Annotated in this window: 23 protein-coding genes and 1 tRNA gene; 13 read left to right on the plus strand and 11 right to left on the minus strand. The window is 58.0% G+C overall.

What is annotated here, in order from left to right; translation table 11 throughout:
• Nucleotides 1-17 precede the first annotated feature (17 nt).
• Nucleotides 18-689, minus strand: a complete 672-nt coding sequence (locus tag ACVWZ0_RS03630; RefSeq protein ID WP_253455587.1) for a hypothetical protein — start codon at nt 687-689, stop codon at nt 18-20.
• 161 nt (nt 690-850) lie between these two features.
• Here ACVWZ0_RS03630 and ACVWZ0_RS03635 point away from each other — a divergent pair, with 161 nt between their 5' ends.
• The 8 genes from ACVWZ0_RS03635 to ACVWZ0_RS03670 all read left to right on the plus strand — a co-directional run bounded on the left by ACVWZ0_RS03635 (nt 851) and on the right by ACVWZ0_RS03670 (nt 7,458).
• Nucleotides 851-2,020 (plus strand): phage tail sheath protein, encoded by a 1,170-nt coding sequence (locus tag ACVWZ0_RS03635; RefSeq protein WP_253455585.1) that lies wholly within the window; start codon nt 851-853, stop codon nt 2,018-2,020.
• Between the two features lie 10 nt (nt 2,021-2,030).
• Entirely contained in the window at nt 2,031-2,540 is a 510-nt protein-coding gene (locus ACVWZ0_RS03640) for a phage major tail tube protein (RefSeq protein ID WP_253455584.1), read from the plus strand.
• Between the two features lie 55 nt (nt 2,541-2,595).
• Nucleotides 2,596-2,874: a phage tail assembly protein gene (locus ACVWZ0_RS03645; protein ID WP_253455581.1), complete on the plus strand. Its 279-nt coding sequence runs from the start codon at nt 2,596-2,598 to the stop codon at nt 2,872-2,874.
• 32 nt (nt 2,875-2,906) lie between these two features.
• Complete coding sequence (locus ACVWZ0_RS03650; protein WP_367399462.1) at nt 2,907-3,029, plus strand: GpE family phage tail protein; 123 nt, start codon at nt 2,907-2,909, stop codon at nt 3,027-3,029.
• Nucleotides 3,022-5,481, plus strand: coding sequence for a phage tail tape measure protein (locus ACVWZ0_RS03655; protein WP_253455578.1), 2,460 nt, complete (start codon nt 3,022-3,024; stop codon nt 5,479-5,481). The genes ACVWZ0_RS03650 and ACVWZ0_RS03655 overlap by 8 nt, the downstream gene beginning before the upstream one ends.
• A 1-nt stretch (nt 5,482) precedes the next feature.
• Complete coding sequence (locus ACVWZ0_RS03660; RefSeq protein WP_253455575.1) at nt 5,483-6,010, plus strand: phage tail protein; 528 nt, start codon at nt 5,483-5,485, stop codon at nt 6,008-6,010.
• On the plus strand, nt 6,007-7,161 hold the full coding sequence (locus tag ACVWZ0_RS03665; RefSeq protein ID WP_253455572.1) for a phage late control D family protein: 1,155 nt from the start codon (nt 6,007-6,009) through the stop codon (nt 7,159-7,161). The genes ACVWZ0_RS03660 and ACVWZ0_RS03665 overlap by 4 nt, the downstream gene beginning before the upstream one ends.
• 78 nt (nt 7,162-7,239) lie before the next feature.
• Complete coding sequence (locus tag ACVWZ0_RS03670) at nt 7,240-7,458, plus strand: ogr/Delta-like zinc finger family protein (protein WP_124234400.1); 219 nt, start codon at nt 7,240-7,242, stop codon at nt 7,456-7,458.
• A 141-nt stretch (nt 7,459-7,599) separates the two neighbouring features.
• Here the strand turns inward: ACVWZ0_RS03670 and ACVWZ0_RS03675 are convergent.
• Nucleotides 7,600-7,675 (minus strand) — tRNA-Ile (locus ACVWZ0_RS03675).
• Between the two features lie 351 nt (nt 7,676-8,026).
• Here ACVWZ0_RS03675 and ACVWZ0_RS03680 point away from each other — a divergent pair.
• Complete coding sequence (locus ACVWZ0_RS03680) at nt 8,027-8,926, plus strand: AraC family transcriptional regulator (protein ID WP_253461134.1); 900 nt, start codon at nt 8,027-8,029, stop codon at nt 8,924-8,926.
• Here the strand turns inward: ACVWZ0_RS03680 and ACVWZ0_RS03685 are convergent.
• Both ACVWZ0_RS03685 and ACVWZ0_RS03690 read right to left on the minus strand, forming a co-directional pair.
• The gene (locus tag ACVWZ0_RS03685) at nt 8,920-9,654 is read right to left on the minus strand and encodes an SDR family oxidoreductase (protein WP_253455569.1); all 735 of its coding nucleotides are present in this window, start codon (nt 9,652-9,654) and stop codon (nt 8,920-8,922) included. The two genes, ACVWZ0_RS03680 and ACVWZ0_RS03685, sit on opposite strands and share 7 nt — an antisense overlap.
• 118 nt (nt 9,655-9,772) lie before the next feature.
• Nucleotides 9,773-10,339 (minus strand): histidine phosphatase family protein, encoded by a 567-nt coding sequence (locus ACVWZ0_RS03690; RefSeq protein ID WP_253455565.1) that lies wholly within the window; start codon nt 10,337-10,339, stop codon nt 9,773-9,775.
• Nucleotides 10,340-10,900: 561 nt separating this feature from the next.
• Here ACVWZ0_RS03690 and ACVWZ0_RS03695 point away from each other — a divergent pair.
• Genes ACVWZ0_RS03695 through ACVWZ0_RS03705 form a run of 3 tightly spaced genes read left to right on the plus strand, consistent with a single transcriptional unit; the run spans nt 10,901 to nt 14,334 of the window.
• Nucleotides 10,901-12,277: an MFS transporter gene (locus tag ACVWZ0_RS03695; RefSeq protein WP_253455562.1), complete on the plus strand. Its 1,377-nt coding sequence runs from the start codon at nt 10,901-10,903 to the stop codon at nt 12,275-12,277.
• 48 nt (nt 12,278-12,325) lie between these two features.
• Nucleotides 12,326-13,357, plus strand: a complete 1,032-nt coding sequence (locus tag ACVWZ0_RS03700; protein ID WP_253455559.1) for a LacI family DNA-binding transcriptional regulator — start codon at nt 12,326-12,328, stop codon at nt 13,355-13,357.
• Entirely contained in the window at nt 13,357-14,334 is a 978-nt protein-coding gene (locus ACVWZ0_RS03705; protein ID WP_253455556.1) for a nucleoside hydrolase, read from the plus strand. Before ACVWZ0_RS03700 ends, ACVWZ0_RS03705 begins: the two co-directional genes overlap by 1 nt.
• 6 nt (nt 14,335-14,340) lie before the next feature.
• On the opposite strand, the gene ACVWZ0_RS03710 is transcribed toward ACVWZ0_RS03705, so the two are convergent.
• The 4 genes from ACVWZ0_RS03710 to ACVWZ0_RS03725 form a co-directional block, all read right to left on the minus strand.
• The gene (locus ACVWZ0_RS03710; RefSeq protein WP_253455553.1) at nt 14,341-14,667 is read right to left on the minus strand and encodes a HigA family addiction module antitoxin; all 327 of its coding nucleotides are present in this window, start codon (nt 14,665-14,667) and stop codon (nt 14,341-14,343) included.
• Nucleotides 14,668-14,691: 24 nt separating this feature from the next.
• On the minus strand, nt 14,692-15,000 hold the full coding sequence (locus ACVWZ0_RS03715; protein WP_253455550.1) for a type II toxin-antitoxin system RelE/ParE family toxin: 309 nt from the start codon (nt 14,998-15,000) through the stop codon (nt 14,692-14,694).
• An 89-nt stretch (nt 15,001-15,089) separates the two neighbouring features.
• Complete coding sequence (locus ACVWZ0_RS03720) at nt 15,090-16,502, minus strand: PepSY-associated TM helix domain-containing protein (protein WP_253455547.1); 1,413 nt, start codon at nt 16,500-16,502, stop codon at nt 15,090-15,092.
• 74 nt (nt 16,503-16,576) lie between these two features.
• Nucleotides 16,577-17,053, minus strand: coding sequence for a DUF2946 domain-containing protein (locus ACVWZ0_RS03725; RefSeq protein WP_253455544.1), 477 nt, complete (start codon nt 17,051-17,053; stop codon nt 16,577-16,579).
• A 207-nt stretch (nt 17,054-17,260) separates the two neighbouring features.
• On the opposite strand from ACVWZ0_RS03725, the gene ACVWZ0_RS03730 reads away from it, so the two are divergent.
• Nucleotides 17,261-18,469 carry an MFS transporter gene (locus ACVWZ0_RS03730; protein ID WP_253455542.1) on the plus strand — a complete coding sequence of 403 codons (1,209 nt, stop codon included), beginning with the start codon at nt 17,261-17,263 and terminating at the stop codon, nt 18,467-18,469.
• Nucleotides 18,470-18,476: 7 nt separating this feature from the next.
• Here the strand turns inward: ACVWZ0_RS03730 and ACVWZ0_RS03735 are convergent, their stop codons facing one another.
• The 3 genes from ACVWZ0_RS03735 to ACVWZ0_RS03745 all read right to left on the minus strand — a co-directional run bounded on the left by ACVWZ0_RS03735 (nt 18,477) and on the right by ACVWZ0_RS03745 (nt 21,355).
• The gene (locus tag ACVWZ0_RS03735; RefSeq protein ID WP_253455539.1) at nt 18,477-18,944 is read right to left on the minus strand and encodes a YbaK/EbsC family protein; all 468 of its coding nucleotides are present in this window, start codon (nt 18,942-18,944) and stop codon (nt 18,477-18,479) included.
• A 100-nt stretch (nt 18,945-19,044) separates the two neighbouring features.
• Nucleotides 19,045-19,839: a siderophore-iron reductase FhuF gene (gene fhuF / locus ACVWZ0_RS03740; protein WP_253455536.1), complete on the minus strand. Its 795-nt coding sequence runs from the start codon at nt 19,837-19,839 to the stop codon at nt 19,045-19,047.
• 430 nt (nt 19,840-20,269) lie between these two features.
• Nucleotides 20,270-21,355, minus strand: coding sequence for a GGDEF domain-containing protein (locus ACVWZ0_RS03745; protein WP_253455534.1), 1,086 nt, complete (start codon nt 21,353-21,355; stop codon nt 20,270-20,272).
• Nucleotides 21,356-21,490: the final 135 nt, after the last annotated feature.

Consider the following 21,490-nt stretch of genomic DNA (forward strand, 5'->3'; position numbering starts at 1 on the left):
GCGTTCCTGTCAGCTTGTTAAAAATACATAAAATGAAAAATTGTCCAGTCTGATTCCCGAACGATAATTTCAAGCCTGTATTTTTTGTATATATACTCTCCGGTAGCTTTATCAAGACGTAGTTTAAACATTTCTGTTTCGTATCTGAACATGCCTTTTCCCTTGCGAGGATCGGCCATGCGAGTGCCATAGCGGATGGCTCTCTCCTGAATCTGCAAAGGCACATACCGGCCCGGTTCATACATATGCTTTGCCGCAGTCTCAGTCATTTTAAGGTTACGAGCGTGCAGTCCAATTTTTAGCCTGCCACGTAACAGGGATACTGTACCCTGGCTAATTTTTGCTGAAATCGCCGCGCGTGTACCTGATTCAAATAAAACACGACCTGTCCGGAGAATGCGGAAAACGCCAAATGCAACCAGTGCAATATCTATTGGATCAATTAGTGGTGATTCAAGCGGAGCTTCTTCCAGGCGTACAAAATATCCCTGTATGTCATAAATTCTCCATAGCCCAGGTGCCTGAGCCACCGTATATCCGATACACATACCGCTTGCTTCGTCCGTAATCGGCTTTGCATTACGGGGTAAATTATTGGGGCGAATCTCAAAAAATTCTCCCTGAGGTAATCTTGACTCAAAGGTGTAATACCGTCCTGGTTCCTGTCTTTCTGACGTTGCTGAAATCATCCTCGTTCCCTCTCTTTAGTGATGGCAGTTTATAGTGCCACAAGAAAATAAAGCGATCATTTACTATTAACTGCCCGCTCACACTTCACCAAACCCCAATCGAATGCACCGCCCCGCCTGAACGGGCAATCTGAGCACACCCATTACACGGAGTGCATCAGATGTCTGATTATCATCACGGTGTCCGCGTCGTCGAAATCAACGACGGCACGCGCACCATTTCCACCGTCTCCACGGCGATTGTCGGGCTGGTCTGTACTGCCGACGACGCCGACGCGACCGCGTTTCCGCTGAACACGCCGGTACTGTTAACCAACGTGCAGGCCGGTATTGCCAAAGCCGGTAAGAAAGGCACGCTGGCCGCGTCCCTGCAGGCGATTGCCGACCAGTCGAAGCCCGTTACCGTCGTGGTGCGCGTGGCCGAAGGCGCGACCGACGCGGAAACCATCTCCAATATCATCGGCACCACCGACGAAAACGGCCAGTATACCGGCATGAAGGCGCTGTTAAGCGCGCAGACCCAGCTCGACGTCAAGCCGCGCATTCTCGGCGTGCCGGGCCTCGACTCTTTAGAAGTAGCGACCGCGCTTGCCAGCATTGCGCAACAGCTGCGCGCCTTCTGCTACGTCTCGGCGTGGAACTGCAAAACCGTCTCTGACGCCATGAAGTACCGCGAGAACTTCAGCCAGCGTGAAATTATGGTTATCTGGCCGGATTTCATTGCCTGGAACACCTCGGCCAACGCGTCCGAAACCGCGTACGCCACGGCGCGCGCGCTGGGCCTGCGCGCCAAAATCGACAAAGACACCGGCTGGCACAAGACGCTTTCCAATGTCGGCGTGAACGGCGTCACCGGTATTTCGGCGGGCGTCTTCTGGGACTTGCAGCAGACCGGCACCGACGCCGACCTGCTTAACGAAGCCTGCGTGACCACGCTTATCCGCAAGGACGGCTTTCGCTTCTGGGGCAACCGCACCTGCAGCGACGATCCGCTGTTCGCGTTTGAGAACTACACCCGCACCGCGCAGGTACTGGCCGACACGATGGCCGACGCCCATATGTGGGCCAACGACAAGCCGCTGACGCCGGTACTGGTGCGCGAGATTATCGCGGGCATCAATGCCAAATTCCGCGAGCTGGTCAACGCCGGTTATCTGCTGGGCGCATCGTGCTGGTATGACGAGGCGGCCAACGACAAGGACACACTGAAGGCGGGCAAGCTGTCGATTGACTACGACTACACGCCGGTGCCGCCACTGGAAGATTTAACCCTGCGCCAGCGCATCACCGATTCGTATCTGGCGAACTTCGCCGCGTCCGTTAACAGCTGAGGATTGAAAAATGGCACTGCCAAGAAAACTCAAGGGGATGAACCTCTTTAACGACTCAAACAGCTATCAGGGCGTCGTGACCAGCGTCACGCTGCCGAAGCTGAGCCGCAAGCTTGACCCGTTCCGGGGCGGCGGCATGAGCGGCGCGGCGCATATTGATATGGGCCTGGACGACGACGCGCTTGATATGGAATGGAGCATCGGCGGTATCGATGAACTGGTGCTGACGCAGTGGGGAGCAACGTCCGTGCCGCTGCGCTTTACCGGCTCTTACCAGCGCGACGACACCGGCGAGGAAATTGCGGTGGAGATTGAGGTGCGCGGCAAGCATCAGGCGTTTGATTTTGGCGAGGCCAAACAGGGCGAGGATACCGAAACCAAGATCACCACCAAATGCACTTATTACAAGATGACCTTTAACGGCAAAGAGCTGATTGAAATCGACACCATCAACATGGTGGAAAAGGTCAACGGCACCGACCGACTGGAGCAGCGCCGCAAAAATATCGGCCTCGTTTAATTACTGAGCCAGCGCCCGGCGCTGGCCTTATCCCGACTTAAAAAAGAGAACAATCATGGAAAACAAAGAAAACACCGTCACCCTGGAAACCCCGGTTATGCGCGGCGAGCAGGCAATCAGCACTATTGAAGTGATTAAACCCAACTCCGGCGCGCTGCGCGGCACCCGCCTGGCCGACCTTGCAGGCTCGGACGTGGACGCGCTGATTACTGTGCTGCCGCGCATCACGCTGCCGACGCTGACAAAGGCGGAATGCCTGAACCTCGATCCGGCTGACCTGATTGCGCTGGCCGGTAAGGTGATCGGTTTTTTGTCGCCGAAGTCGGACGAGTAAGCTGGCCCAAAGCGCTGACCGTTAACGAGCTGATGGCGGACATAGCCACAGTGTTTCACTGGCCGCCGTCTGAAATGTACGGCATGCCGCTTGCCGAGCTTATCGACTGGCGGCACAAGGCTGTCGTTCGCAGCGGAGTAAAGACCGATGAATAACCTCAAGTTGCAGGTGCTACTGAAGGCGGTAGACCAGGCGACGCGCCCGTTTAAAGCCATTCAGAACCAGACGAAAAAGCTGGCGGGCGGTATCCGCGAGACGCAGAGCAGCCTCAAGGAACTGGACGCACAGGCGGCGAAGATTGACGGCTTTCGCAAGGCGAGCGGTCAGCTTGCGGTCACGCAGCAGAGCCTGAAGGATGCCAAAGCCGAGGCGGCCGCGCTGGCCGTGGCCTTTAAAAATACTGAAAAGCCCACCACGGCGCAGGCCCGCGCGCTGGAGAAAGCACGGCAGGTGGCTGGCGAGCTGCAGACCAAAACCAACGGCCTGCGCCTGTCGGTGCAGCAGCAGCGCGAGGCGCTGAACGCCGCCGGGATCTCCACCAAAAGCCTCAGCAGCGAGCAGCAGCGGCTGAAAACCGCCGCCGCACAGGCGACCGTCACCCTGAGCCGTCAGAAAATGGAGCTGCAGCGTCTGAGTCAGCAGCAGGAGCGGCTGAACCAGACCGGCGAGCGCTACCGCAAGGGCCAGGAGCTGTCGGCGAAAATGCGCAACGTCGGCGCGGCCGGTGTCGGTGCCGCCACGGTTGGCGCGGTCGCGGCCTCTTCCGTTCTGCGTCCGGGCTACGACTTTGCGCTGGCCAACTCCACGCTGCAGGCGACGCTCGGCCTTGATAAAAACTCCGCTGACTTTCAGTCGCTGCGCACCCAGGCGCGCAGCATCGGCGACAACACGGCGGCCTCGGCCAACGACGCCGCACAGGCGCAGATCGTGATCGCCAAGTCGGGCGCAAGCGTTGACGATATCAAGGCGGCCACGCCGGTAACGCTGAATATGTCGCTGGCGAACAACCGCACGATGGAGGAAAGCGCAAAGCTCCTGATGAGCACGAAAAACGCCTTCGGTCTGGCTAACAGCCAGGTCGCGCACCTGGGCGACGTCATCTCCAACACGCTCAACAAAACGGCGGCGGATTTTGACGGGCTGAATGATGCGTTGACCTACATCGCGCCGGTTGCCAAAAATGCGGGCGTCAGTGTGGAGCAGACCACGGCGATGATCGGCGCGCTGGCAAAGGAAGGCACGACCGGCAGCATGGCCGGGACGGGCGTGCGCGCCATGCTGCTGCGCGTGCAGGCACCGACGGGCGGGGCGGGCAAGGCAATCAAAGAGTTGGGCGTCAAGACCGCCGACAGCAAAGGCAATATGCGGCCGTTCTTCACCATCCTGAAGGAGATGCAAAAATCCTTTGAAAAGAACAAGCTCGGCACGGCGCAGCAGGCGGAATACTTGAAGACCATTTTCGGTGAGGAAGCCGCATCTTCGGCGGTCACGCTGATGAAGTCCGCCGCCAGTGGCCAGCTTGACGAGCTGACAAAAACCTTTCAGGGATCGGACGGCAGCACGGCAAAACTGGTTAACGTGCAGCAGGACAACCTCGGCGGCGATCTTAAAGAGCTGCAGTCGGCGAAAGAGGCTATCGGCACCGATCTCTTTGACGACCTGGATAAAACGCTGCGCTCGCTAACCAAACAAACCACGAAATTTTTGCTGAACGTGGACGGCTGGATCCAGAAAAACCCGGTGCTGGCCGGAGGTATTGCGAAAGCCGCGACGGCGGGCCTGATTTTTGTGGGTGCGCTGGGCGCTATCGGCCTGATTGCCTGGCCGGTCATGGCTGGAGTAAACGCCGTTATCGCGGGCGTGGGACTGCTTGGCACCGTGTTCAGCGTGGTGGGCGGTGCCATTACGACCGCGCTTGGCGCTATCACGCTGCCGGTCGTGCTTGTGGTCGCCGCCATCGTGGCCGGGGCGCTGCTTATCCGTAAATACTGGCAGCCTATCAAGGCATTTATAGGCGGCGTGGCCGAGGGCTTTAAGGCCGCAGCGGGGCCAATAAGCGACGCCTTTGCGCCGCTGAAGCCCGTCTTTGACTGGCTGATGGAAAAAATTAAGGGCGCATGGAACTGGTTTAAAAAGCTGCTGGAGCCGGTGAAGTCCACGCAGGCGGAGCTGAAAAGCGCCGGGGATATGGGCAAAAAATTCGGTAATGCGCTGGCGGAAGGGCTGAAGATACCCGGTAAGGCGCTCGACCAGCTTACAAGCGGCATAAGCTGGATGCTGGAAAAACTGCACCTTATCGACTCCAAATCAGACGACCTTAAAGACAAAGTGCCGGAAAACGAGCCGGTAAGTCCGAAGGATAAGCACGACCCGGTCGCGCCGAACGGCCTGCCGTGGAGCCTGGCCGACACTGCCCCGCCTTACAATCCGGTAACGTCACCGGCGGCGGGCGGCTACAGCGACCAGAGCCAGAACACCTATCAGTACGATGTTCACATGCATCCGGGCATGACCAAAGACGACGCGCTGGCGCTGATGGCGCAGCATCAGGCCCGCGAGCAACGCAACCGCCAGGCGCAGCAGCGCAGCAAAATGGGATGGGAATAACATGATGATGATTTACGGGCTGCTGCCGTTTATGCGCCAGACGCTGCCCTATTCGGATATGCAGCAGAATATCGACTACCGCTGGCCCACTAACAGCCGCGTCGGGCAGCGGGCGTCGGCGCAGTTCCTTGGTGTGGGCGATGAAAAAATCACCCTGACCGGCGAGCTGCGCCCGGAAGTCACCGGCGGCGCTGTCTCTTTGCTGAGCTTTAAGCTGCTGGCCGACGAGGGCCGGGCGTGGCCGCTGATTGGCGGTAACGGCACCATTTACGGCATGTATGTGACGGAGAACTTTTCCGCCTCGCACAGCGAGTTTTTAAGCAACGGCAGCGCGCTGAAAATCACCTTTACGCTGAGCCTGAAGCGCGTTGACGAGTCATTAACCTCAATGTATGGCGACCTGAAAAAGCAGGCTGACGGGCTGATAAGCGGCGCGGGCGGCCTGCCGGGCCAGATCACATCGGTAATCAGCCAGGCGAAAACCGTCGCTGCCAGCGCGAGCGCAACCGTGGGCGGGCTGCTGTCATGAGCATCAGCAGCATGGTAATACCGGCGGGCGCGCAGATGGCCCCGGACTTTATGCTGTCGGTTAACTCTAAAGACGTGACGGCCAATCTCCGCGACCGGCTTATCTCGCTGACGCTGACCGATAACCGAGGCTTTGAGGCTGACCAGCTCGACCTTGAGCTGGACGACGCCGACGGGCTGCTGGCGATGCCAGTGCGCGGCGCGGTGATTAAGCTGTTTCTCGGCTGGAAGGGGCAGGCGCTGATCGGCAAAGGCGAGTTTACGGTGGACGAGGTGGAACACCACGGCGCGCCGGACACCATGACAATCCGGGCGCGCAGCGCGGACTTTCGTGGCTCGCTGAATTCCCGGCGCGAAGTATCGTATCACGATACCACCCTGGGCGAAGTCGTGAAGCAGATAGCGGAGCGTAACAAGCTAAGTCCCGTGCTGGCTGACGGCTTCGCCGCGCAGGCGGTGAGCCATATTGACCAGACGCAGGAAACCGATGCGGCATTCCTGACGCGGCTTGCCACGTTGTACGGCGCGGTGGCGGCGGTAAAAGCCGGAAAGCTGCTGTTTCTGCGACCGGGCAGCGGCGTAACGGCCAGCGGTAAGCCCATTCCGCAACTGAACATCACCCGGCAGGACGGCGACCGGCACAGCTTCAGTATTGCCGACCGGGGCGCGTATACCGGCGTGTCGGCAAGCTGGCTGCATACCAAAGACCCGAAGCCGAAAAAGGTAAAGGTAAAGCGCAAGCCGAAAGAGAAGCACCTGCGCGCGCTGGAGCATCCGGCGATTAAAAAGAAAAAGGCCGCAGCCAAAACGCCGGAGGCAAAGGAAGGCGACTATCTGGCCGGCACGGAAGATAACGTGTTTGCGCTGACCACGGTTTACGCCACTAAAGCCGCCGCGATGCGGGCCGCAAAGGCGAAATGGGACAAGCTGCAGCGCGGCGTCGCCGAGTTCTCGCTGACGCTGGCAATGGGCCGTGCAGATCTCTTCCCGGAAACGCCGGTAAAGGTCAGCGGGTTTAAGGCAGTGATCGACGCGCAGCCGTGGCTAATCAGCAAGGTAACGCACAGCCTCAGCGGTAGCGGCTACACGACGGCGCTGGAGTTTGAGGTGTTGCTGTCGAATGTTGAGTATGAAACTGAATCAGAAAATTAAAACTCACTTTAAGTGAATTTTATTGTTATTTTTGTAGGTTTGAGTTATTAAGGCAGTGTACACAAGGAGAACGCTACCATGATGCATTGCCCGCTTTGCCAAACCGCTGCCCATGCCAAAAGCAGCCGCTATATCTCACGCGAGACAAAAGAACGTTATCACCAGTGCCAGAACATTAACTGCAGCTGCACTTTCAAGACGCACGAAAGCATAGCGGGGATGATCGTCTCGCCAGGCCAGACTAACAAGGTGCCGATTTTTACGCACAACGATAGACAGCCATCATTGCTTCACTGACAGGCCCGCGAAAGCGGGTTTTTTTGTAGCTGAATTCAGGAGGGAAAAAAGTCATGCGACACTTTTGCGACACTGACTACCACAAACAAAAAAGCCACTCCTTGCGAAGTGGCTTAACTGCATGATTTTCATCATTAAATCTGGTGGCCCCTGCTGGACTTGAACCAGCGACCAAGCGATTATGAGTCGCCTGCTCTAACCACTGAGCTAAGGGGCCTGTGGCGCGGGATTATAAAGTAACTTGCGGATGCAATCCAGCTATCCACCACTGTTTGTCTGTTTTTTAGGCATCAGGTTAAATGTAGAAATGATTGAATAACAAACTATTATCCTGCCACCAGCCACCAGCCACCTGCCACCTGCCACCTGCCACCTGCCACCAGCATCCTGCGCCTGGCTATTCCATTCTCTTCTCTGAATCGGGTTGTTTTTGGTTCAGCAACCTGGCTAATCTGTTCTTTATCCTGTCCGGCAAGCCGTCAACAAAAGCGCCGGCCGTTATGTTCATCCCTTACAGAGACTGACCGTGGCCGATAATCTTTCCTCATCTGAACGCCGTCGGCTAAAAATGGCGGCCTTAATAACCCGGCTGGCGCCAGGCAATGGTTACACCCAATCGGCTTTGGAAGAAGTGCGGCTGCTGCGTTCTGATGTGCCGCTGGAGAGAACGCCGGTGCTGTATGAGCCTTCCATCGTTATCGTCTGCCAGGGACGCAAGCGGGGTTTCCTGGGCGACAACGTTTATATCTACGATGCTCAGCAGTTTCTGGTGGTGGCCGTGCCGTTGCCTTTTATCAGCCAGACAGAGGCCTCAAAGGAAGAACCGATGCTGGCCGTGGCGCTGCGCCTGGATTTACAGGTGCTCGCGGATTTGCTGGTTACGCTGCAACTGCCGTTTGCGGCGGAGGTGGAGCCGGTAAGTATGCTGTCCACGCCGCTTGATGAGCGTCTGGGAGACAGCGTGTTACGCCTGCTTGAAGCGTTGCAGTCGCCGCAGGAGACTCAGGTTCTTGCGCCAGGGCTGCTGCGTGAAATTTACTATCGCGTACTGGTCAGCGAGCAGGGCGCTGCGCTGCGGGCCGCATTAACAAATCAGGGATACTTTGCGCAAATCGCGCGCGCGTTACAGATAATGCAAACCCGCTATCAGCAGCATATGGAAGTAGCCGACCTGGCGCGGGAGGTGGGAATGAGCAGCGCGAATTTCCATGCGCGATTTAAGGCCGTCACGCAAAGTTCGCCAATGCAGTATCTCAAGTCTTTGCGTCTGCATCAGGCCAGGCTGTTGATGGTGCGACAGGGATTTTCTGCCGTCGCGGCTTCGGCAGAGACGGGCTATGAAAGCCCGTCGCAGTTCAGCCGGGAGTTTAAGCGCTTTTTTGGCCGAAGCCCGCAGCAGGAGGCGCAGTATATGCAGGAAATATTACGGCTGGAGCCGGCTTGCAGCCTGGCCGGGTCATATCAGTAAGGACTGGCGGTAGGGCGGATCACCAGCTCGCTGACATCCACTTCATCAGGCTGAGCAATAACCCAGGCGATAGCACGGGCGACAGCGTCGGCATCAAGCGCCACGCGCCGAAACGCTTTCATCGCCTCACGAGCGGATGCGTCACTGATCGTCTCCGCCAGTTCAGACGTCACCACGCCAGGGGAAACAACCGTCACCCGTAATTTATCCGTTTCCTGCCGCAGCCCGTCGGAGATCGCCCGTACGGCGAATTTCGTCGCGCAATAAACCGCAGCGGTAGGGGAAACGCTCAAACCGCCAATGGAAGAAATATTGATAATATGGCCGTGCTGCTGCTGTTCCATTATCGGTTGGGCCGCGGCGATGCCGTGCAGGACGCCACGGATATTCACGTCGATCATCTGATTCCACTCATCCACCTTGCGCGCCGACAGGGGCGAAAGCGGCATCACGCCAGCGTTATTAATCATGACGTCCAGCCCGCCAAAATGCTGCTGCGCCGCAGCGACAAAAGCTTCAACTTGTTCCGGGCGGGTAACGTCCAGCGCCATTGAATGCGCTTCGCCGCCTGCCTCGCGGATCTCCTCGACCAGCGCTGACAGGCGATCCACACGTCGGGCGCCCAGCATGACGCGAGCGCCTCTGGCAGCCAGCAAGCGAGCGGTTGCTTCGCCAATACCGCTGCTGGCACCAGTAATAGCAACGATTTTATTTTTCAGTTCAGACACGGAAACCTCCAATAAGAGAACGGCTGAACGGCATCTCCGTCAGCAGTCATCAGCGTAAGCGGGTTGCCGCGCAGGAAAAATAGCCGTGGCTCTTTAAAGCTTGCCCAATCCTCTGAAACTACGCGTCCGCCGGAATAAAAGGCGGATGGTAAATGGCGGTGCTCCAGTGGCGGCTGCTGGCATGCTTCTCGGCCAGCCAGCCCTGTTTACGCAGCTGTCGGGCGATCAGTTTATTCATAATGCCGTGCCCGGCCAGCAGCACGTTGCCGCGTGCCGACAGCGCAATCAGCTTTGCGGCTGCCTGCTGCGCGCGCTGTTCCGCCTGCTGATAAGACTCCACCGTTCCGGCATAGCCACCCAGCCACATCAGGCGCAATGCCAACAGCCAGAAGCCCGGAGGAAGATGGGGATAGCCCAGCCGCATCACGGGCAGGGAAACCTCGCTGAACAACGGATCGACGTCAGCCGCTTCCAGCCCCAGCTTCTCCAGCGAGGAGCGTGCGCGGGGCAGCGGGCTGGCTACAATATAGTCCGCCGTGGCGGCAACCTGGCGGCATCTGTCCGGCGGCATATCCTCTACCTGCGACATATCGTACGCCTCGCACCACGCTGCCATAGCCAGCGCGGGCAGACGACCGCCCTGAGGATGATCGGGTTTACCATGGCGCATCAGGATAATAGTCATCGGTTTCCTCAAAGGTAACGTTAAGAAAGGCAGCGCGCTGAGAAACCCGGGCCTGCCGATCGTTAACCTGTCATCCGACTGCAATCTGCCAGCGATAGAGTGCAGCCGCTGATACCAGCGCGAAAAAGCGCAATAATTGTACTTAAGTAAACGCTTTGCATGGTTTTTTGGCAAAAAGCCGCATGCGTAAATTTTAACGTAAATTAACTTTATGATTTAAAACAAATTATATCATCTGTTTTTTTGATGAATGTGAAGAAAGGCTAATTTGTTTCGTCAGGTGGCTTGATTTATCTACGCGCGTAGATACAATGGTGGCGCGTTGAAAATTCACGGTGACGAGGCTTGTTTGTCCAGTGAAGGTCAAATTTACTTTACGTTTTAAACGACTGATACCTTAAATCAGCGGACGCAAAGTAAACAAAACGAAGTCCAACACCAGGGAACCCGTTACTGACCTTTAATCATGGCTCAGCAAAAGCACGTCCTCACTGGCGGATCGCCCACGTAGCAGGTAGCCAGGGAAGGCGATACAGACCTCCTCATATCAGGGAATTTTTCATGTTGACACAAAGCACCCGGCAGGACGCTGTTTCCGCAGCGGATGCGCGTCTGACCACGCCGGAAGGGCGTAAGGATTTCTGGCGGGCGACCTTCTCCTGCTGGCTCGGCACCGCGATGGAATATGCGGACTTCGCGCTTTACGGCCTGGCGGCCGGCATCATTTTCGGCGACGTATTCTTCCCCAACGCTACGCCCACCATGGCGCTGCTGTCGAGCTTTGCCACCTGGTCAGTCGGCTTTATTGCCCGTCCCATCGGCGCGCTCTTTTTTGGCTGGCTGGGCGATCGCAAAGGCCGCAAGATAGTGATGGTCACCACCATCATCCTGATGGGCCTCTCTACCACCCTTATTGGTCTTATTCCCGGCTATGCCACTATCGGCTTCTGGGCGCCGGTCTGCCTGGTGATTTTACGCTTTACCCAGGGGTTTGGCGCCGGGGCGGAACTCTCCGGCGGCACGGTGATGCTGGGAGAATATGCGCCAGCCAAAAAGCGTGGTCTGGTCTCCTCGATTATCGCGCTGGGATCGAACAGCGGTACGCTGATCGCTTCGCTGGTCTGGCTGGCCGTGGTGCAGATGGATCAGGCGCAGCTGCAGGCGTGGGGCTGGCGCATTCCCTTTCTGTGCAGCTCGCTGATTGCGCTGCTGGCGCTGTGGATCCGTCGTCACCTGAAAGAAACGCCGGTATTCGAGCGTAAAAACGCAGAGATGCAGGCGGCGCGCGAAGGCAAGCTGGTGATGTATCAGCCCGCCGCTGACCGCAGTTTCTGGCAGCGCAGCCGCTCGTTTCTGGTGATGCTGGGCCTGCGCATCGGCGAAAACGGCCCCTCCTATCTGGCGCAGGGCTTTATGATCGGCTACGTGGTGAAGGTGCTGGCGGTGGATAAATCGGTGGCGACCTCGGCGGTATTTATCGCCTCGCTGCTGGGATTCCTGATTATTCCTTTTGCGGGCTGGCTCTCTGACCGGTTTGGTCGCCGTATCGTCTACCGCTGGTTTTGCCTGCTGCTGATCCTTTACGCTTTTCCGGCTTTTATGCTGCTGGACTCCCGCGAACCGGCTGTCGTGATGGCGGTGATCGTCACGGGCATGGGATTAGCCTCGCTGGGGATTTACGGCGTGCAGGCGGCCTGGGGCGTAGAGCTGTTTGGCGTAAAACACCGCTACACTAAAATGGCGACCGCCAAAGAGCTGGGGTCTATCCTCTCCGGCGGCACGGCACCGCTGGTTGCGGCGGCGCTGCTATCCTGGACCGGCCACTGGTGGGCGATCGCCAGCTATTTTGCCGTGATGGCGGCTATCGGATTTCTGACCACCTTTGTGGCGCCGGAAACCCGGGGTCGCGATCTTAACGCGCCGGAAGATGCCATCTGATATAACGCGGGCGGGTTGCGCCGTCCGTCAGGAAAAAGAGGTGCCACGTTGGCGAGACAAAGTTCTGAGAGGGCGACGCGTGCCGATGTAGCCAGAGAAGCCGGTACCTCCGTCGCGGTGGTCAGCTATGTGATCAATAACGGGCCGAGGCCGGTGGCGGAAGCGACCCGGCTGCGCGTGCTGGAGGCGGTGCGGAAAACCGGCTATCGCCCTAACAGCCTGGCCAGAGCGCTGGCGCTGGGCACGACCAAAACCTACGGGCTGGTGGTGCCGGATATCGGCAACGCGTTTATCGCCTCTTTCGCGCACGCCCTGCAACAGGAAGCGTTGAGCAACGGCATGGTGATGCTGCTGGGCGACGCGGGCAACAGCCGCCAGCGCGAGCTGGAGCTGATCAACAATCTGCTCAGCCAGCAGGTTGACGGCCTGTTTTACAACAGCGTCGATCGTCATCCCTATATCGATATTATCCAGGCCAGCGGTACGCCGCTGGTGATGCTCGATCGCGTCGATCCGGCGCTGAACGTCAATATTCTCCGCGTGGACGAGCGCGAGGCGGCACATCAGGTCACCACGCATTTGCTCAGCCACGGCTACCAGCAGGTTGGCATAATCAGCGGCCCGCCGGAGATGTATAACGCGCAGGATCGTCTGGCAGGCTGGCGACAGGCGCTGGCGGATTTCGGCATCCCGGCACGGCCCGAGTGGATTTTCCCGGCAGCCTACACGCGCGAGGGCGGCTACCTGGCAACAAAGAAAATGCTGCGCGGCGGCGCGCTTCCCCGTGCGCTGTTTGCCTCTAACGAGCTACAGGCTATCGGCTGCGTGCGGGCGCTGGCAGAGCAGCGACTCCGCGTGCCGCAGGATATGGCGCTGGTCTGTTTTAACGGGACGGAGCAGTCGGCTTTTCATGTGCCTTCCCTGACGACGGTACGCCAGCCGGTGGATGCGATGGCGAAAAAAGCGCTGGCGATGCTGGCCGCGCCGCAAAGCGAGGTGCAGCTAAGCGAGTTTTCACACCAGCTGCAGATTGGAGAATCCTGCGGCTGTGGCCCTGTTTCCGCTGCGGTGCAGAACTAATGAAAAGAGTAATAATCGACTGCGATCCGGGCAACGGCGTGGTCGGCGCGAACGTGGACGATGGCCTGGCGCTGGCTTTGGCGATCGGCTCGCCCGGCATCTCGCTGGAGATGATCACTATCGTGGCGGGCAATACGCCGAGCCAGACGGGTTTTAACGTGGCAAAGGCGCTGTTAGCCAGGCTTGAGCTGGACGTGCCGGTCTATAAAGGCGCCGACAGGGCGTTAGCGGAGCCGCCGCAACCCTGGCGCGAGGCGCTGGATAACCGCGTCTGGCATACGCAGCTGGCGCACTTTTGGCAGGATGTTCTTCCGCCCCGCGCTTATCAGGCGCCGGACGAAGAGGCCGCCGATGCGATGGGACGGCTGATTTGCGCTAATCCCGGCAAAATCACGCTGGTGGCGATTGGGCCGCTGACCAACGTCGCGCTGGCGCTGGAGCGCTATCCGCAAATGGCGGAAGCCGTGCAGGAAATCGCCATTATGGGCGGCGTGTTTGCGCTGGACGACTTTATCAAAGACACCAATTTTGGTCTGGATCCTGAAGCGGCGCGACGGGTGCTGACCTGCGGCGCCTGTATTACGCTGGTGCCGATGGACGTCACTACCCGCACGATGCTGACCCATGCCGATCTACAACGGATAACCGCGCCTGATACGCCGCTGGCGAGATTCGTTGGTGAAACGCTGCGGCCCTGGCTCGACTATTCCATGCAAACCCGCAGGCTGCCGGGCTGCTGGATCCATGATGCGCTGGTGATGGCATGGCTGATCGATCAGCGCGTCGCCACGGCGGCGGATTATTATGTCGATGTAGAGCTGCGGCCGGGCATGACGCGTGGAAAATCCTGGCGCTATCGTCTGCCGCTACGGGTCGATACGGCCGTGGGCGAGCTGACCGGCGGGCTGGCGCACGTGCTGCAAACGGTGGATAACGCCAGGCTGCTGGCAATGCTGGAGCAGGCGTTGGCAGGGTAGGGGCGTTCAGGCCGCCCCTCTGTGCGCCAGGAAGTCGGCCACGGAAACCACGCGGCTCAGTTCTTCCTGGGTGCGGGCATCGTTCTCTATCTCCCAGATATCAAGGCTGTTCTGAATGTTTAACCAGAACGCGATACTGGTATCAAAGACGGCGGCAAGCCTGAACGCCATATCGGGCGTCAGCTTACGGTTGTTATTCACCAGCGCGCTGACTGAATTGCGATGTACGTTGAGCATCTCTGCTAAATCATTGATTTTCAGATCTAAAGGCTCCAGGTACTCGTACAGCAAAATATCTCCGACGCTGGTGGGTTTGCGTGTAGCCTGTTTCATTAGTTTCTCCAAATCAACGTTGCGCTAACGGTATGTTTTATAACGATGTGGATCCAGATACAGATCGACCGCTTTGCCATCGAGCCACTTAAATATAAGTCTGTACCGTTCGTTAACCCGCAGCGAAGAGTAGCCTTTTAGCGGCGGCCTCAATTCTTCATATCTGTTGCCCGGCGGCGATCGTAAGTCTTTACAGGTGACGGCCGCATTAATCATATCCAGTTTGCGCGCCAGGGCTGACTGAATATCAGCCGGGATAAGACGGTGCGACTTGTTATACAGGAAAAAATCCTCCAACCATTTGTCCCGAAAACTGTCGATATTTCTCAGCATTTTTGCCACCTCCGTGTGACGCCTGGCCAATACTTTATTGCACAACTGCACTGTGTGCAAGTGCAGGTGTGCCTGACGCAAACGGCGCGCTAGCTTTTTGCCCGCTGCCAGCGTAGCGCGTCAATCAGCAGCAGCAGCAGCAGGCTGACGCCCATCACCGGCAGGCTGACCGCCAGCGTCGCGATGCAGACCAGCAGCAAAAAACGCGCGCTCAGGCCGAGTCGCCGCCAGTGATAGATCAGCGTTTCCGCCGGATGGCAGCCCCGGGCAGCGGCAGGGCGCCGCAGCCACCACAGACGATAGCCGAGCACAATCATTATGCAGAGTCCCAGCCCAAACGCTGCCAGGATCAGCTGGTTCGGCAGGCCAAACAGTACGCCCATATGTGCATCCACGCCCCAGCGGGTCAGTTTTGCCAGCAGGCCGAACTGCGCAAAGGTTACTTTGTCCATCACGCGAAAGCTGGCCGGATCCACAGCTACGCTGTCCACCTTCGTCGGCCAGCGGCGGTCGATCTCGCTGACGATCCAGGCCTTGTCGGCTTTCGTGGTCGGCCGGATTTCTATTTTCTCTGCCCGGATCCCGGCAGCGCGCGCGGCCTGTACTACGCCGTCAAACTGCGCTGGCGTCATCGCCACGGCGGCCGCTTTCGGCATGGCCATGCCCGGCATGTCGTGATGCGCGGATGAGGTCATATGGTGTCCGGCGTGTTCGTCCATCGGGCTGGGTTTATCGGGCAGCAGCGAGGTATTGACGGCAGGCGTCATCCAGCCGAAATGGGCGCGCAGAGCGGAAATATTATCGCCCGCCCAGCGCGACCAGGTCAGGCCGGTGGCGGAGAAGAACAGCAGACCGAGCAGCAGGATCACGCCCAGCGTGCTGTGCCAGTAGCGCTGACGCAGGATCGGCTGACCGCGTCCTTTGGCGTGCTGCTTTGGTCGACCGGCAGCCCACAGCAGCACGCCGCCAAGCGCTGCGACCCACAGCCAGCTGGCGGCCAGCTCGCTGTAGTTTCTGCCGAGGTCGCCCAGCAGCAGATTTCGATGCAGATAGTCCAGCCAGGTGCGCAGCGGCAGCACGCCGCTGGTGCCGTAAACCGGCAGCATGCCGCGGATCTCCAGCGTGGCGGGATCGACAAAAACGGCCGTGCTTTCAGAAGGGCCGGAAGTCGGTGTGGTGAACATCACGCGCGTGGTCTCGCCCGGCGCAGGCGCGGGACGCACGGCGGCGATCGGCAGATCGGCACCGACAAAATCCTGCGCCACGCGCACCTGGTCGGCGAGTGGCCTGGCCGGTTCCGCGTTATCGGTAAACAGCTGGTGGCTATAGAGCGCATTTTCCAGCTGCGGCGTCAGCACATAGATCGTGCCGGTCAGGGCGGCGATAAAAATAAAAGGCGCGATAAACAGCCCGATATAAAAATGCAGGCGACGCAGCAGCGGCAGCAGCGCGCCGTGAGTGGTGGCGGCGCGCAAAGGCTGCGCCAGGCTTTTTTCTGACATAGGAATTCCATCCGCCTGAATCCAGGCATAAGCAGGTGACTGTCGCAAAAGCGACGCTTTTTTAGCGGGACGGCTTAGCGGCGCGGCGGCGCGCGGGGATGGAAAAAGTGGGGAACGAAGCGGGCGACAACGGGCCTGAACAGCGGCAGCGCGGGCAGTCTGGCAGCCTGCAGCGACGACCAGAGCGGCGGCAGCCGGGTAAGATCGAGCGGCAGATGGGCCAGCAACACGCAGTAACCGCAGGCGCTGTCGTCCATTACAGAAAGGGGAGGTCCGCCTTTGGCGCGACCGTTATCTTCCGCTACTGTGGCGCTCTCGCCAGGCATCGCGGACGCGTCGTCGTGTGCCATCCCGGCGTGGCCGATCATGGCGGCATCGGCCATCATCGCCTCATCCATCGCCATGCCCGGCATCATCATGCTGTGCCACGCAGGCGACGCCACCAGCGATTTAGAAATCACCGGCGCGATAAACAGCAGCATGACGGCAAGCAGGCCAAGCCAGGCGGCAAGGCAACTACGCCGCATTTTAATCAGCGAAAGGTTTGGCATATCCTCAACGGCAACGGCGCCAGCGAATAAACGGTGGCCAGTGTAGCAAATTCACTCACCTCTGTTGTGAAAAGGTTGCTTACAACCTGAATTAAAGGCTGACAACTGCTTCGGCCTTTAGCAACTTCTTACATGCTATAAACAAATAGTTAACATTTGCGCCGCCTTCCCTGGCGGATTTTGCCGTCTGCAAGACAGGAACTTCATATGCTTGACTGGACTTCTACCCAGCGCAACGTGGCCTTCGCCAGTTTTGCCAGCTGGATGCTGGATGCGTTTGACTTTTTTATTCTGGTTTTCGTGCTGAGCGATATCGCGGCGAATTTTCACGTTGGGGTGGCGGAAGTGTCGCTGGCGATCATGCTGACGCTGGCGGTGCGGCCGATCGGCGCGCTGCTGTTTGGCCGTCTGGCAGAAACCTATGGCCGCCGCCCGATCCTGATGAGCAATATCCTGCTTTTCTCGCTGTTTGAGCTGCTCTCCGCCTGGTCGCCTACGCTTACCACCTTCCTGATTTTGCGCGTGATTTACGGCATTGCGATGGGCGGCGTCTGGGGCGTAGCCTCGTCGCTGGCGATGGAAACCATTCCCGATCGCTCCCGAGGGCTGATGTCCGGCATTTTTCAGGCGGGCTATCCGGCAGGCTATCTGCTGGCCTCGATTATTTTTGGGCTTTGCTATGCGTCTGTCGGCTGGCGCGGCATGTTCCTGATTGGCGCGATGCCGGTGCTGCTGCTGCCGTTTATCTGGTTTAAGGTGCCGGAATCGCCGGTCTGGCTGGCCGCCAGAGCGCAGAAAGAGAGCGTGGCGCTGCTGCCGGTGGTGCGTAAGCACTGGAAGCTGTGCCTCTATCTGGTCGGGCTGATGGCCTGCTTTAACTTTTTCAGCCACGGCACGCAGGATCTCTATCCAACCTTCCTGAAGGTGCAGCACGGCTTCGACCCGCATACCGTCAGCCTGATCGCCATTGCCTACAATATTGCCGCGATGATGGGCGGCGTCTTTTTCGGCTCGCTGTCGGAGAAAATCGGCCGCAAGAAGGCGATCATTATCGCCGCGCTGCTGGCGCTGCCGGTGTTGCCGCTGTGGGCTTTTTCCAGCGGATCGTTCACCATCGGGCTGGGCGCGTTTCTGATGCAGTTTATGGTACAGGGCGCGTGGGGCGTGGTGCCGACCTGGCTGACTGAACTGGTGCCGGCCAATACGCGAGCGATACTGCCGGGCTTCGTTTACCAGCTGGGGAATCTGATAGCGTCGGTCAATGCCACGCTCCAGTCCGGCATTGCCGAAGCGCACGGCAATAATTACGGCCTGGCGATGGCGATAGTGGCCGGAACGGTGGCGGTATTGATTGCGGTTATCGTCGCCTTTGGCAGGGAAACGCAGGGCAAAGTCATCACCCGCCAGGAAAACTAAAACGGCTTCAGCCCGGCGGCTGGCAGACGTCTACCCAGGTGGCGTCGGTCAGCTCCGCCAGCAGCTGGGGAGAAATACGCACCGCGCTGTAGATGGAGCCTGCCGCGGGCAGCACTTCGTCATACTGCCGCAGCGACACATCGCACAGCACCTGCAGCGGCGTTTCCAGGCCGAAAGGGCAGACGCCGCCGACGGGATGGCCCGTCCAGCTCACCACCTCATCGGTGCTGAGCATCCGCGCCTTCGCGCCCAGCACCGCTTTCAGCTTGCGGTTATCCAGTCTTAAATCACCACAGGTCACGATCAATATCACCCTGTCTTTTACCTTCAGCGACAGCGTTTTGGCTATCTGCCCCGGCTTGACGTAGTGGGCACGCGCCGCCTGCGCCACCGTGGCGGTACTCTCCGCCAGCTCAATAATGCCGATATCGGGCGCGCGCTCGGCAAAGAACTGCCGTACAGACTCCAGGCTCATGCTCCAGCTCCTTAACGTTCAGGGCGATAAAGCTGCCACAGAGCGGCCCGGCTGTAAACGGGCAGGAAAAAATTGAGACCTTTCGGGGCGGGAAGGGCGGTCAGACGGGCTTGAGCGTGCAGTTGCCGCAGCGCTCTACGTCAGGCAGACGATAGCGCTGGCAGCAGGTGCGGCGCTGCATCTCGCCGTCTCGCGGCAGCATAGTGCGGTAAAAAGGATTGTCGGCGCCATCGGCGAGCGAGCGCGAGAAGAAAAATGCGTGCTCCAGCTCGGCGCGCAGGCTCTCGCCCAGCAACGGCGCCAGCTCGCCCAGGAACCAGTGCACCGCGAAGCCGGTATTGCTCCAGATCAGCTTGCCGTTGATATCGCCGTGCCGTTCAATTCCGTTTACGATCGGGATCAGGCAGCGCTGGATCAGGCGATCCATCCGGCGACGCGGGCTGAGGTAGCGCGCCTCGTCATCTTCCTGCACGTCGATCCAGAAGGCGGCGGGGCGGCCGGTTTCATGAAACTCAACGTGAATATGTTCCGGCGAGCAGTCCAGCGCGCGGTTTTCCAGCAGCAGCGCCATCATCAGCGGCGGCAGGAGCAGACCCAGATACCACTGCGCCCAGAGCGATTGCAGCGGTTTGTTTTCCCTTTCCTGGTCGCCGTGAGCGCGATAAATAAAATCGCCGTAGCGCGCGTTGAGCCGGGCGAACGCCTCCGGCTGCGACCACTGCTCCAACGTCAAACAGCCGGCAGGCGCCGCTTCGTTCAGCCTGATTGTCTCCAGAAAGTAAGCGCGATGCTCGCTGAACAGCGCACGTAGCGAGCCGGCCAGCGGGCGATGGCTCTGGAGAAAGATAAGCGGAGAAACCGCTGAATCTGGGGCCTGACGACGAAGTGTGCTCATGGGTTACCCGGCATCAATCTAAGTGGGAAAACAAATGATAATCGTTCTTGATTGTATCTGAGGCCTGGCGGACAAACAAGCGCCATTTTTTCCGCCGCCCGGACGCCGAAAAGCACGGTATTTTCTGAATAAAGTAATTTGTATTAATGTCGCAGGCGGGAAAAAATCGTGCGGTAACGATTCCGCAAGTTTTGTCCGGCCATTAATTTGATTTTAGACTGGCCGGATACAGAAAATAATTACTCAGTATATGAATAATAAAAACTCGTAGCGGAATTTACCTTAAAGACGCATAAAGGAATTCTGAAAAAAAACGTTTCCGGCAGGTTGGCTCTTTTTAGTGAATATAAATCAAATAAGACTGGTGCAGGGAGGGGATATTAAGGCAAATTTATTTCACCGACCCGAATTGTTCAGGCCGGTGAAAGCATTAAAGCGTGTTAGCAGGTTTGTTCAGATCGTGTTGACTAAGCGCTTCCCAGGAAAGAATAGTATTCCGTCCCCGATTTTTCGCCAGATAGAGCGCGCGATCGGCATTGGCGACCGCGCTGTCAAAATCCTCATCGATTATTGGGGCAAAGCCCGCGCTGAGGGTAACGTGTGTGGCGACGCGCTCGTTAAACAGATGCGGGATCTCCAGCTCGTGCACGTACTGACGAATACGCTCCGACAGCTTCATCGCGATGGCGTCGTTAACGTTGGTCAGCAGCACCAGGAACTCCTCGCCGCCGTAGCGCGCCACGATATCGCGGGAACGCACGGCGTCGCGGATGGCGATTGAGACGCGTGCCAGCGCCTGGTCGCCCATCGCGTGCCCATAGTTATCGTTGTAGGCTTTAAAATGATCGATATCCAGCAGCAGAACAAAATGGTTACCTGCATGATTATCAAATATATTTTTCAGCCGGTTCATCAAGCCCCGCCGGTTATACAGGCCGGTTAACGGGTCGAGCATGCTCAGATCGCTCCAGGCTTCTTTCTCTTCGTAGAGCTGGCTGACCAGGCGTCGGGTAAAGCGATCCCGCCGTCTTTGCAGGATATGGTTCAGCGTAAAGCCCACCAGCGGCAGCAGGATAGTGAAGGCGATAATCGCCGTATTCTGGCCGCGATCCAGCACGACCACCGCCACCGAAGGCGGCGCGGTATGCAGACAAAATGCCAGCAGATTATCGTTCAACGCAATGGCTGCGATAAAAAAGGCGCAGAACAGGCTGAGCAGCAAAAAACTGTTATCAAAATAGAAAATTAATTCAAATGTCAGGACAATTTGCCAGGCCCAGAGCAGACCGGTGGTTACCGCCGCGATATTTAATAGCGGAAATTTCCCTCTGGGACGCAAAAATGTCCATAACAATAACAGCCCGCTGAGCAAAGCAATAATCAGCGTGGGCGCGCCGGTTTTTTCTTTTCTGCTGTAAATATAAAATAAAGACGCTGCTGTGTTTAAAAAGAGAAATAGCATCAGCGAAAACCGATATTTGCTGTGAAGCAATTCATTATAGCTTTGTAATTTCATTCTTTTCTACTCATGACTGCCTGAATAGCGCACGGCCTGGCCTGAAAAAAGGACCATGCCGGGAAGAGTCTGCTGTTGTTATTATATGGATTTAATAATAGTAAGGCGCCGACAATTTAACACTTAATAACTCTG

The organism is Erwinia sp. TECH1 (assembly GCF_054057575.1).